8 protein-coding genes are annotated in these 12,979 nt (G+C 65.0%); 6 read left to right on the top strand and 2 right to left on the bottom strand.

The window, feature by feature from the left end; all coding sequences use genetic code 11:
- Positions 1-20: 20 nt before the first annotated feature.
- The 6 genes from ACMZ91_RS05970 to cueR all read left to right on the top strand — a co-directional run bounded on the left by ACMZ91_RS05970 (position 21) and on the right by cueR (position 8,855).
- Positions 21-1,019 carry a glycosylasparaginase gene (locus ACMZ91_RS05970; RefSeq protein ID WP_197655935.1) on the top strand — a complete coding sequence of 333 codons (999 nt, stop codon included), beginning with the start codon at positions 21-23 and terminating at the stop codon, positions 1,017-1,019.
- A complete protein-coding gene (locus ACMZ91_RS05965; protein WP_197655934.1) occupies positions 1,016-1,747 on the top strand; it encodes a copper homeostasis protein CutC in 732 nt (243 codons plus the stop codon). The genes ACMZ91_RS05970 and ACMZ91_RS05965 overlap by 4 nt, the downstream gene beginning before the upstream one ends.
- A 213-nt stretch (positions 1,748-1,960) precedes the next feature.
- Positions 1,961-2,518, top strand: a complete 558-nt coding sequence (locus ACMZ91_RS05960; protein WP_049398561.1) for a hypothetical protein — start codon at positions 1,961-1,963, stop codon at positions 2,516-2,518.
- A gap of 282 nt (positions 2,519-2,800) precedes the next feature.
- Entirely contained in the window at positions 2,801-5,758 is a 2,958-nt protein-coding gene (locus tag ACMZ91_RS05955; RefSeq protein ID WP_414578226.1) for a TonB-dependent receptor plug domain-containing protein, read from the top strand.
- Between the two features lie 128 nt (positions 5,759-5,886).
- Positions 5,887-8,388: a heavy metal translocating P-type ATPase gene (locus ACMZ91_RS05950; RefSeq protein ID WP_414578223.1), complete on the top strand. Its 2,502-nt coding sequence runs from the start codon at positions 5,887-5,889 to the stop codon at positions 8,386-8,388.
- A gap of 11 nt (positions 8,389-8,399) precedes the next feature.
- The gene (gene cueR / locus ACMZ91_RS05945) at positions 8,400-8,855 is read left to right on the top strand and encodes a Cu(I)-responsive transcriptional regulator (RefSeq protein ID WP_032129957.1); all 456 of its coding nucleotides are present in this window, start codon (positions 8,400-8,402) and stop codon (positions 8,853-8,855) included.
- An 80-nt stretch (positions 8,856-8,935) separates the two neighbouring features.
- Here cueR and ACMZ91_RS05940 read toward each other — a convergent pair whose 3' ends face one another.
- Complete coding sequence (locus ACMZ91_RS05940; RefSeq protein WP_021204511.1) at positions 8,936-9,130, bottom strand: heavy-metal-associated domain-containing protein; 195 nt, start codon at positions 9,128-9,130, stop codon at positions 8,936-8,938.
- 200 nt (positions 9,131-9,330) lie between these two features.
- Positions 9,331-12,408 carry a TonB-dependent receptor gene (locus ACMZ91_RS05935; protein WP_277779031.1) on the bottom strand — a complete coding sequence of 1,026 codons (3,078 nt, stop codon included), beginning with the start codon at positions 12,406-12,408 and terminating at the stop codon, positions 9,331-9,333.
- Positions 12,409-12,979 lie beyond the last annotated feature (571 nt).

Here is a 12,979-nt window from a genome sequence, read left to right as displayed (position 1 = left end):
TTGCAGACTGGGAGGGGAAGATGGTGGATCGCAGGCAGTTCCTGCAGGCCGGTGCACTGGCCGCAGGCATGGCGGCATTGCCGGGCGTGCAGGCGCGCACGCAGGGTGGTGCCAGGGTGGTTTCGACCTGGGACTTCGGCGTGCCGGCCAACCAGGCTGCATGGCAGGTGCTGGCGCAGGGTGGCAGCGCACTGGATGCAGTCGAAGCCGGTGCACGCTGGGCCGAGAGCGAGCTGTGCAACCCCACCGTTGGCCATTGCGGCAATCCGGATCGCGATGGCGTGCTGAGCCTGGATGCGAGCATCATGGACGGCGATGGCCGTTGCGGTGCAGTGGCTGCGCTGGTCGACATCCTGCATCCGGTGTCGGTGGCGCGCAAAGTGATGGAGAACAGCCCGCACGTGCTGCTGGTGGGCGAGGGCGCGCAGCAGTTCGCGGTGCAGCAGGGTTTCGAGCGCAAGCACCTGCTGACGCCGCAGGCTGAAGCCGCCTGGCACGAGTGGCTGAAGACCGAGAAGTACCAGCCGCAGATCAATGCCGAGCGCCGCGGTATTCCCGGCAACAGCGACAACCACGACACCATCGGCATGCTGGCACTGGATGCCAAGGGCCACCTGGCCGGTGCCTGCACCACCAGCGGCATGGCCTGGAAACTGCATGGCCGCGTCGGCGACAGCCCGATCATCGGTGCCGGCCTGTATGTCGACAACGACGTGGGCGCGGCCACTGCCTCGGGCGTGGGTGAGGAGATGATCCGCAATGCCGCCTCGTTCCTGGTGGTCGAGCTGATGCGCCAGGGACGTTCTCCCGCGCAGGCCTGCCGCGAAGCGATCGACCGTGTGGTGCGCAAGCGCCCGGAAGCGAGCAAGACACTGCAGGTCTGCTTCCTGGCCATGAACAAGCAGGGCGAGGTCGGCGCTTACGCGCTGCATCGCGGCTTTGTCTACGCGGTCTGCGATGGGCAGCGCCAGGATGACCTGCGCGACTCGCCATCGATCTACACGAGCACCCAGACGTGAGCACGCGGCTCACCCTGGAGATCGCCAGCAATTCGCTGGCATCGGCGCTGGCCGCGCAGGCCGGCGGTGCCGACCGCATCGAGCTGTTCGACAACCTGGCCGAAGGCGGCACCACACCGTCGTTCGCCAGCATTGCGATTGCCCGCGAACGCCTGTCGATTCCGCTGTTCGTGCTGGTGCGGCCGCGCCCGGGCGACTTCCACTACGACGGGCTGGAAGCCGAACTGATGCTGCGTGACATCGCGCAGTGCCGCGCACTGGGCTGCGATGGCGTGGTGATCGGCGCGCTGGATGTACAGGGCAACGTCGATCTGACGCTGTGCCGTGAACTGGTGCAGGCTGCCGGGCCGCTGCAGGTGACCTTCCATCGCGCCTTTGATGCCGCCCGTGATCTGCCTGCGGCGCTGGAGCAGGTGATCGGGCTGGGTTGCCAACGGGTGCTGACCTCAGGCGGCCAGGTCAGCGCCGAGGCGGGTGCCGATGTGCTGGCAGGCCTCGTTACCCAGGCAGCGGGCCGCATTACGGTGATGGCCGGCGCCGGATTGGCCCCGGGCAACATCGCAACCGTCGCACGGCAGACCGGCTGTACCGAACTGCACGCCTCGGCCAAGGGCCTGCGGCGCTCGGCCATGCAGTTCCAGAACCAGGCTTTGCGAGGGCTGGACCCGGACTGGAGCCAGACCGCCACCGCCACCGTAGCTTCGCTGCGGCAGGCGCTGGACGGTTGAACGCCGCCGGGGTCGGATCCCTTCGCAGAAGGGGTCCGACCCCACTGTTCGCGATGGATTGGGCGCTGGATCAGATGACGCTTCAGGCACATGTGATTGCCGGGGTCGAAGCGGCAAGTCACGGAAAGTAAACGTCATCTGCGTCTGCATATGGCGGAGCACGGTATCAGTCCGGACAGTGTGGCCGACCATCCTTCGACCGCGAGCGCCCAGATGTTTCAACTGCTTCCGCTGCTCTCCTGTTTGCTTGCGCTCAGTGCGAGTGGCGCCGAAGAGGTTTCGGCATCCGTGTGGCAGTGGCACGAAGCCAATGGCGAGGAAGGTCGAGAGATCCTGCCTATGCCCGGCGTGAAACTGGCGCCAGCCGCTCGGGGCGCATTCGTCGACAGGCGCATGCATGAAGTTGGGGGAAAGCGCTTTCGCGCGCTGTATCAGGTATTCGATTCAAACGCCGATAATCCGATGGGCCGTTGTGGCGCGGGGCGCGAGATCGAACTCTACGTCTACGAACTGATCCCGCCCAAGCCTGTCGAGCGGGGCAGGATACTGATCAGTAGTTGCCTTGAGACCGTGTCCCTGGCCAGCCAGAACTCGGGAAGTCCCGAAAGTGAGTCCGACTTTTCCTCGGTGGTCTGGCAGCACGACGGGTTCACCATCACGTGGTGGGGTGCCGGGTCCGACGGAAAGGGCTCAAGCCACTATGCACTCCGCAATGGCCGTTTTGTCCCGGCTCAATCGGACGAGAGAAGCCGCTGGGGGCGGACAAAATAGTTCCGCGCACGATTGTCGCGATCGTGTCATTGACGTGTGCGCCGTCTTCTCAGCGATGTTTCGCAACCCTTTGATTGTTCTGGATGCCTGCAGCCGATAACGGCATTACGCCACGTGTTGCTGCGTCGCCGCATGCCCGGCGCGGTTCAGCTGTGCTTTAGTTTGGATCGATCCACAGGGGAGGGCGCCGTATCGGTCTTGAACCGATCCAGGTGCCCGGATCAGCCGTAGTGCCGCGCCACCACCCGTCCGTGCGTCCACACTTTCGAAGAGCAACCACCCATGGCTCAGATCGTCCGCAAGCGTCGTCACCTGCTGTCCCAGGCCCTGGTCCTGGCCCTGTTGCCCCTGGCGGCCAGCGCGCAGGAGGCCGCCAACTCGTCCACCAAGGATCTCGACGCGGTCACCGTCACCGGTTCGCGCATCAAGCGCGCCAGCGTCGAAGGTCCGGCGCCGGTCAACGTGATCACTGCCGCACAGATCCAGAAGGAAGGCTTCGTCAGCGTGTACGACGCGCTGAAGACACTCACTGAAGCCACCGGCACCGTCGAGGCGGCCTCGCAGTGGGGCTCGCATACGCCCAATGCCAGCGGCCTGAACCTGCGCGGGATGGGCCCGAACCGCTCGCTGCTGCTGGTCAACGGCCGCCGCGTGGCCGACTACCCGCTGCCCTACGGTGGCGAAACCAACTTCTCCAACTACGGCAACATTCCCGCTGCCGCAGTCGAGCGCATCGAAGTACTGACCGGTGGCGCCTCGGCCATCTATGGCTCGGATGCGATCGCCGGCGTGGTCAACGTCATCCTGAAGACCAACTATGACGGCGACGAAGTACGCGTGCGCGGTGGTACCTCCACCGAAGGCGGCCGCGATACCTGGGATCTGTCCTGGGCCGGCGGCAGGACCGGCGACAACTGGAGCGTGACCTACGCGCTGCAGTACACCAAGCGCGATCCGCTGTTCGGACGTGACCGTCCGCAGATGGACGATGCCGACGATGCGCCGTACCCGTCCTGGAACATGGAACAACGCAAGGTCGGCTTCCGTCCCACCGCCGGCCTGGCGCTGATCGATCCCACCACCGGCCAGCGCCTGGCGCCGCCCACCGGCACCTGCGAGAAGTTCGATGGCGAGTACTACACCGCCGATCGCCTGGTCTACAACTACGCCGCCAACACCATCAGCAACACCGGCCGCCTGTGCGGCATGAGCGCCGACTACGCCAACTGGCTGCTCACCGGTGGTGCCGAGAACGTGTCCGGCAACCTGTATGCCACCTTCGATTTCAGCAACGACCTGCAGGCCTGGACCAACCTGGCGGTATACCGTTCCGAAGCGATCTGGGGCACCAATCCGCCCGGCGTGTCGCTGATCGACGATGACAACGGCTACTACTGGGACGCCAACCGCAACCGCCCGATCCTCGGCGTGCGCCAGTTCACCCCGAACGAGGTGGGCGGCCTGGATACGCTGCGCAACACCAACCGCGAACTGTCCTGGGACTGGAGTGCGGGCCTGCGTGGTCGCCTGGCCGATCGCTTCGACTGGAGTGCCACGGTGGGGCGCTCCTACTACCGCGTTGAAGAGCGGCAGAACGTGGTCGACAAGCAGAAGTCGTACGACTATTTCCTAGGCCCGAAGCTGGGCACTACCGCCGACGGCGAGGCGATCTATGCGTTGAACGAATCGCGCTGGTGGAACCCGCTGACGCCGGACCAGTACTGGCAGATGGGCACCGTGGCGAAGAACCGTGCGTCCTCATGGGTCAATCAGGCTTCGGCGGACATCACCGGCGAGCTGTTCCAGGGCTGGGCCGGCCCGATCTCGTTCGCGGCGGTGGCCGAAGTCGCGCAGCAGGGCTATCACCTCAGTCCGGATCCGCGCGCCGGCATCGACTTCGACCTGCAGAACGTCGATCGCGGTGGCGGCGAGCGCACGCGCTATTCGGCCGGCGTCGAGTTCAAGATTCCGCTGCTGGAAAGCGTGACCGCCACTGCGGCCGCGCGCTATGACCGCTATGGCAGCTACAAGGCTGACAACAGCGGCGAAGCGCTGGACATCGGCAGCCAGAAGGAGACCACCTGGAATGTCGGCCTGGAATGGCGCCCGGTGGAGTCGCTGCTGGTGCGTGGCTCCTATGCCACCAGCTTCCATGCGCCCGACATGCACTACCTGCTGGGCCAGCCGAGCAGCTCCGAAGTGCAGACCTATGACCGCCTGCGCTGCATCCAGAGCGGCGCGTACCTGGTCAACAACTGTGGCGTGGGCAATACCGATGTCTGGTACACGTTCGATGTGAACCGGCGTGGCACGCCGCTGCTGCGCTCGGAGACCGGTGATTCGTGGACGGTCGGTTTCGTCTGGGACGTGATGCCCAATCTCTCGGTCAGTGCCGACTACTGGGCAATCAAGCTGGAAGACATGATCGTCGACGTTGGCGCCGACGAGGTGCTGGCCAGCGAAGCGGGCTGCCTGACCGGCAAGAACATGGACGGTACGCCGTGGGCCAATCCGGCCGGTGGCGAGTATTGCGCTGGCATCCTGGCCCGCGTGAACCGTGACAGCAACGGCCGCTTGGTATCGATCGAGCGCGGCCCGTTCAACCTGGCCAGCCGCGAAGTGCGCGGCATCGACCTGACCGCGCGCTATCGCCTGGAAACCGCGCAGTGGGGCAGCTTCCAGCTCGGCCTGAACTACACCAACCAGATCTCGACCAAGGAACAGCGTTACGCCAACGATCCGAACCCGGAGCGTCGTGACCGTGACCTGCGCAGCAAGCTGCGCGCGAGCCTGGCCTGGCAGCGTGGCAATTGGAATGCCAACGTCTATGCCGATCGCATCGGTTCGGTGCCGGGCGTGCGTTACCACTGGGGCACCGATCGCCTGAACAATCCTGGCGGCTGCCTGCCGTTCGCCGATGGTTACGTGCCCAGCGACAGCCCGTCGCTCAACTGCCTGGAGCCGGCCACGCGTCCGGACGGCTCGCCGAATCCGAATCCCAACGCCGGCCAGCAGACGGCGCGCTACTACGGGCGGGTGGGGCCGTTCATCACCTGGAACTTCAACGTCGGCTATCAGGTGACCGAGCACGCCAAGGTCAACGTCTACGTCAACAACGCGTTCAACTCGGCCAGCTGGAACCACAAGGATCCGTACAAGCTGGACTACGACTTCGCTCCGACCCGCCTGCTCGGCGCGGTTGGCCGCGAGTTCGCGCTGGAGTACGTGTTCACCTTCTGAGGTGGATTGCGGGCGGTACGCCGGGCATGGCCCGGCGCTACCGGCTGGACGGGGTGGCTGGATTTGACCTTCCCACGATGGCAAGGTTTAGCCTGTCCGCATCCAGAAGGAACCCCGGGAATCCGATCATGAGCACGCCCCGCGCCACTGCAGTCCCCGCAAGCCCGTCCACCATCAGCCTGCCCATCGAGGGCATGACCTGCGCCAGCTGCGTCGGTCGTGTCGAAGCGGCGCTGTCCAAGGTCGAGGGCGTCGGCAGTGTTTCGGTCAATCTGGCCACCGAACGTGCGGATATCCGCGCGTCCGGTCCGGTCGATCGCGCCGCGCTGATCCAGGCGGTGGAGCGGGTGGGTTATGACGTGCCGGCCGGCACCATCGAGCTGGCAGTGGAAGGCATGACCTGTGCCTCCTGCGTCGGCCGCGTCGAGCGCGCGCTGCTGGCGGTACCGGGCGTCAGCCAGGCCAGCGTCAACCTGGCCACGGAGCGTGCGACCGTGCGCGGCGTTGCGGGCGTAGACGCGCTGATAGCGGCCATCGACAAGGTCGGTTATGCCGCCCGTGCCATCGAAGCGGGCGTTCAATCCGATGACGAAGCGGCGGAAAAGAAGGATGCCGAGCGCGCCGAACTGAAACGCGACCTGATCGTGGCCACCGCACTTGCACTTCCGGTGTTCGTGCTGGAAATGGGGTCGCACCTGATTCCCGGCATGCACGAATGGGTGATGGCCACCCTCGGCATGCAGACCAGCTGGTACCTGCAGTTCGTACTGACCCTGCTGGTGCTGGCCATTCCCGGCCGTCGTTTCTACCAGAAGGGTTTCCCGGCACTGCTGCGGCTGGCGCCGGACATGAACTCGCTGGTGGCGGTGGGTACCGCCGCAGCGTTCGGTTACTCGGTGGTGGCGACCTTTGCACCGCGGTTGTTGCCGCCGGGCACGGTGAACGTCTACTACGAAGCAGCGGCGGTGATCGTCGCGCTGATCCTGCTCGGCCGCTTCCTTGAGGCGCGCGCGAAGGGCCGTACCTCCGAGGCGATCAAGCGCCTGGTCAACCTGCAGGCCAAGGTTGCGCATGTGATCCGTGACGGCCGCACGATCGAGATCCCGGTCAACGAGGTTCTGAGCGGCGATGTGGTGGAAGTGCGCCCGGGCGAGCGCGTGCCGGTCGATGGCGAGGTGATCGAGGGGCGCAGCTACATCGACGAGTCGATGATCAGTGGCGAACCGATTCCGGTCGAGAAGCAGCCGGGCAGCAGCGTGGTCGGCGGCACGGTCAATCAGAAAGGTGCACTGACCGTGCGTGCCACGGCGGTGGGCGCGCAGACCATGCTGGCGCAGATCATCCGCATGGTCGAACAGGCACAGGGCTCGAAGCTGCCGATCCAGGCGGTGGTCGACAAGGTCACCCTGTGGTTCGTGCCGGCGGTGATGCTGGCCGCACTGGCGACCTTCGCGGTCTGGTTGATCTTCGGCCCATCGCCGGCGCTGAGCTTCGCGCTGGTCAATGCGGTGGCGGTGCTGATCATTGCCTGCCCCTGCGCGATGGGCTTGGCTACGCCGACGTCGATCATGGTCGGAACCGGTCGTGGCGCCGAGATGGGCGTGCTGTTCCGCAAGGGTGAAGCGCTGCAGTTGCTGAAGGACGCGCAGGTGGTGGCGGTGGACAAGACCGGCACGCTGACCGAAGGTCGCCCGCGCCTGACCGACCTGGAGATCGCCGACGGCTTCGATCGCGCCACGGTACTGGCCGCGGTGGCTACCGTGGAGTCACGTTCGGAGCATCCGATCGCCCGTGCCATTGTCGATGCAGCCACCGAGCAGGGCCTCGCATTGCCGGCCATGGTCGACTTCGAATCGGTCACCGGTATGGGTGTACGCGCCAGCGTGGAGGGTGCGCGTGTGGAGGTCGGTGCTGATCGCTTCATGCGCGACCTGCGCGTGGACATCACTGCATTTGCGGCGCTGGCGGCTGAACTCGGCGCGCAGGGAAAGTCGCCGTTGTACGCTGCCATCGATGGACGCCTGGCAGCGATCATCGCAGTATCCGATCCGATCAAGCCGAGCACGCCGGCCGCGATCGCGGCGCTGCATCAGCTTGGCCTGAAGGTGGCGATGATCACCGGTGACAATGCCGGCACCGCGCAGGCGATCGCACGCCAGCTCGGTATCGATGAAGTCGTGGCCGAGGTGCTGCCGGAAGGCAAGGTCGAAGCGGTGCGCCGTTTGAAGGCCACCCATGGCCATGTCGCCTTCGTTGGTGACGGCATCAACGATGCGCCGGCACTGGCCGAAGCCGATGTCGGCCTGGCCATCGGCACCGGCACCGATATCGCGGTGGAGTCGGCCGATGTGGTGCTGATGTCGGGCAACCTGCAGGGCGTGCCGAATGCCATCGCGCTGTCGAAGGCAACGCTGGGCAACATCCGGCAGAACCTGTTCTGGGCCTTCGCCTACAACACCGCGTTGATTCCGGTAGCGGCCGGCGTGCTGTATCCGGTCTGGGGCGTGCTGCTGTCGCCGGTGTTCGCCGCCGGTGCGATGGCACTGTCCAGCGTGTTCGTGCTGGGCAACGCACTGCGCCTGCGCCGCTTCCAGCCGCCGATGGCGGATGCCCCCGCTGCGAGCCACTGAAGGAGAACCGCATGAACATCGGTGAAGCCGCCAAGGCGTCCAGCGTTTCGGCGAAGATGATCCGCTACTACGAACAGATCGGCCTGATTCCTGCGGCCGATCGCACCGAGTCCGGCTACCGGGCATATTCGCAGGCGGACATCCACCGCCTGCGCTTCATTCGGCGGGCGCGCGATCTTGGCTTCCAGGTGGCCGAGATCACCGATCTGCTCGGCCTGTGGAACGACACCTCGCGGCACAGTGCCGACGTCAAGCATCTTGCCGAACAGCACATCGCCGACCTGGAGCAGCGTATCGAAAGCATGCGGCAGATGGCCGACACGCTGAAGTCGTTGATCAGCTGCTGTGCGGGCGATGAGCGCCCGGAATGCCCGATCCTGCAGCGGCTGGGCGAAGACGAAGAGACCCTGGCACCGCCGGAGACCGCGAAGACCGGTGCAGTACGGCGCCGCACGCACAAGCACTGACCTGGCGTTGCATGCATGAAAAAACCCGCCCGGTGCAGCTGCACCGGGCGGGTTTTTCGTTGCAGGCGCAGGCTAGGGGATCAGGCCGTGCGCGGCGGGAAGCCTGCATCGGTCAGCGCCGCCACGATCTGCGCTTCGCTGGCCGAGGTCTGCACCTGCACGCGACGGCTGGCCGGATCTGCCTGCACGCTGGCCTGCGGATCGACCAGCTCGATTGCCTTGGTCACGCTGCGTGCGCAGCCGCCGCAGGTCATGCCTTCCACGTGGAATTCCATCTGTAGCTCCTTCGGTGCTCTTGGGGTGGCGCCAGTGTGCACCTTCCAACATTGGCAGGGTCAAGCGCAGGGCTGAACCGAAGACAAAGCACCAATGAAAACGGCAGCCACCTGTACCAGCGTGGCTGCCGTGGAGGAACGTCCCCGCCAGGGCGGGGCGTGGGTTGCACCGGGGCGGGCCCGGGCAACCCGGTGTTGCCTTAGAACTTCCAGGTAGCGCCGAAGTACAGCTGGCGGCCTGCGTAGGTATTGGAGATCAGGCGTGCCTTGGTGTCGCTGCCCAGGTGAACGCGCTGCTCGGACTTGGTGGCATTGATCACCGAGGCGGTCAGGGTCCAGTCCGGGGTCAGGTTGTAGGCCACGTTCAGATCCAGCTGGTCATACGGCTCGGTGTAGACGGTGAGGCCATTGTTGAGCCCACCGACCACCTGGCCGCGACGGTTGAACGAGGCGCGCGCGAGGAACTTCTCGTTCTCGTAGAACACCGTGACATTGGCCTGGTTCTTGGCGCTGCCGACCAGTGGCGAGGAGCCGATTTCCTGACCGTCCAGAACAATGGAGGCCAGGTTGGTGTCGTTGTAGGTGTAGTTGGCCTGCACGCCGAAGCCGAAATCGAAGGTGTACTGGCCATACAGCTCGACGCCTTGCGAGACACCATCGCGGCCATTGGCCTGGGTCTCGTAGCGCTGCACGTTCACCGCTTCACCGTTGATGACCATGGGCGTGTCGCGCACCACCGGCAGGGTGAAGTTGTCCACGTTCTTGCGGAACAGGCTGACGCCGGCGACCGCGCCCGGCTGGAAGTACCACTCCAGGCCCAGGTCGAACTGGGTGGCCTTGAACGGCTCCAGCTGCTTGTTGCTGCCCTGGCCGACCCAGCCTGCGGTCGATGCGCCACCGGCAACGCGGCGATCATTGACGTACTCCTCGCTGTAGTAGCTCAGTGCGCCCGGTGCTGCGATATCGGTGTAGCCAGGGCGGGCGATCACCTTCGATGCGGCACCACGCAGCACCAGCGTGTCGGTGATGTCCCATGCAATGTTGAAACTCGGCAGCACGTCGGTGTAGGTGCGGTCCACGCCGATCAGGCTGTAGGTCTTGCTCTGCGCCAGGTCATGCGGCAGGCGCACGAAGCCGCTCTCGCAGCTGTAGGTCGGGTAGGCCGCAGCGGCGGGGTCGGTGCACGCCATCGGCGCGCCGGACGCGTTGTCCAGGAAGTAGTCGTTGAACTTCTCGATCGAGTCGGAAGACTGCGCGAACTGCTTGGTGCGCACCACGCGCACGCCGACATTGCCGCGCAGGCGCTCGGTGCGGAAGTTGGCCTGGAAGTAGCCGGAGTAGATCTTCTCGTTGACGTTGTAGACGAAGTCTTCCTCGGTGCGGTTGTGCGAACCACCGTAGGTCTTGTTCAGATAGTCGATGTACGCCGGGTAGTTGATGCCCGGGAACACGTTGGCATTGAAGCCACCGGCAATGTTGCTGATCGGGTTCGACAGGAAGAAGCCGGGCTGCGCATCGCCGGCAGTCGGATCGCAGCCACTCTGGTAGCGGCTGTTGTCATAGTCGGCCGGGTCACGGCCCGGGCATACCCAGTAGGTGTTGCCGGTGTTGCGGTGGACCTTGCCATCACGGTACTTGGCACCGAACTGGATCGAATCCAGCCAGCCGGACTCGAACAGCTTGGTCACGTCAGCCTGGAAGTAGTTCTGCTTGACCTCGGTGCGCTTCCACGACGAATCGGTCGAGCCGGTGTCGACTTCGGCGATGCCGTTCATCAGCTGCTGCTGCAGGTCGGGCGAGAAGGTGGCAGACGGCGTGCCGGTCAGGTCCCATGCGCTGTACTGGTTACCGGACAGGTAGTCGTTGCCGACCTTGCGGCGCGGCTTGGCCGACATGCGGAAGTTCATCGACGGACCACCTTCAGACCAGGTGCGGCCACCGGTGAACGAGGCCTTCCACAGCGGGCTGATGTCCCAGTCGATGGTCAGGTCGGCGGTCTGCGACAGCGCCTTTTCCTTGCTGTAGCCACCGGTCAGCTGCGGTGTCGGAATCGTGCAGTCGTCCGGGCCCCAGCCGCCGGGCTTGAGGCCGGCGGCCTTGGCCTGGTCTTCGCTGCAGTAGTAGGTCTTTCCGGCCAGCTTTTCGAACTGGGCACCGGTGACGGTGTTGCCGCTGGGGTCGAAATCCAGGCCGTTGAGCAGGCGGCCGCCGGCCCAGTTTCCATCGCCGTTGAAGCGGGCCATGCTCCATTCCGGAATCTTCAGCATGTTCTGGGTGTAGTCACCCTGCAGCTCGAAGCGGAAGTAGTTGGCGGTCATCGTGACGTTGTCGACCGGCTTGAACTGGAAGGTCAGCTGGCCGCCCTTGCGCTCGCGCTTTTCTTCCTTCACGGCGAAGTTGACCGAGGTCGGCATGAAGAAATCGCTGTAGTTGCCGCCGGTCTGGTTGTTGAAACCGGACTTGCCCCACCAGTAGTGGATGCCATCCTGCTGCTGCACGTTGCCATAGGCGTCGCGTGCCTTGCCGGCGCCGTACCACTGGTAGTCCTCGGTGCTGGCTTCCATGGTACGGGTCGTGCGCTTCTGCTGCGTCACGCCGACCAGCACGCCGAAACGCTCGTCCTTGCTGTGCCACGAATACAGGGCCGAGGCCTGCGGGTCGATATCGTGGTGGGTATCGGAGGAGGTGCCCTCGAGCGTGACGAAGCCCGAGTTGGACTCCATGTCCAGCGGACGGCGGGTGTGCAGGATGACCGTGCCGCCGATGCCGCCTTCGTCGATGCGTGCTTCCGGCGACTTGAACAGCTCGGCGCTGGACAGCATGTTCGACGGCAGCAGGGTGTAGTTGAACGAGCGGGTGGCTTCGTCGTTGGTTTCCGACGTGGCCACGTAGTTGCCATTCAACTGGGTCAGGGTCAGGTCCGGCGCAAGGCCGCGCACGCTGACGCTCTTGCCTTCACCACCGCTGCGGGTGATGACCACGCCGGGCACGCGCTGCAGTGCGTCGGCCACGTTCTTGTCGGGGAACTTGCCGACGTCTTCGGCGGTGATCACTTCGACCACGGCGTTGGCGTCGCGCTTCTGCTCAAGACTCTTTTCAATGGCGTAGCGGTAGCCGGTGACCTGGACGCTGTCCAGGTTGGTGGCTTCCTGCGAGCCGGTGGAAGCGGCCTGCTGCGCGGCGGCGCCAGCCGGAATGACGGCGGCGGCCAAGGCCAGCGCGATGGCCAGCGCCAGTGCATCCTGGCCATGCGTACGTGTTGAATGCTTCATTCCCATCTCTCCCTCTCTCCTGGATTGATCCGGTGACGTGGCACGGACAACTTGAATCGATCTAATTTGAAGTGACATTGTCGCTATTGCCATGCAGTGGCAGTAGCACCGTGCGCGTGGCCTGGTACGTCCTGTTGCTGCTCCCCCAACTCCCGGCCATCGCAGTGTCGTTCTTGGATCGATCTAAGCGATGGGCGGGCGTTTTTTAGCATGGGTCGCCCGCGGGCGCATGCTGCTCCGCAATATGGTACTGGCGTGGCGAAGGCATGACGGTTTGCTGAAATCAGTGAAATCGTTTTCGTGCGCAGGGGAGGGTGGGGCGGCAGGGCTGCGCCCTGCACCTGCTTGAAGCTAAGGCAACGGCCAAAGCCGGAGCCAAAGCCAAAGCCAAAGCCAAAGCCAAAGCCAAAGCCAAAGCCAAAGCGGCTCTGGGTTTCTGCTGGTTTGGCGGGGCGGTGTGGGCTGGCAGGACACGCCGTAAACCCCCAGACCGGCCCAGCCGCTGGCGGCTGTGCGTTCGGGCGCTTGCGAAGCAGTGCTTCGCAAGCAAAGCGCCCTCACCCCTGGGGGCTCGATG

Source organism: Stenotrophomonas sp. FR024 (genome assembly GCF_047500745.2).
Lineage (GTDB): Bacteria > Pseudomonadota > Gammaproteobacteria > Xanthomonadales > Xanthomonadaceae > Stenotrophomonas > Stenotrophomonas maltophilia_A.
This window is presented reverse-complemented; position numbering and strand designations above follow the sequence as displayed.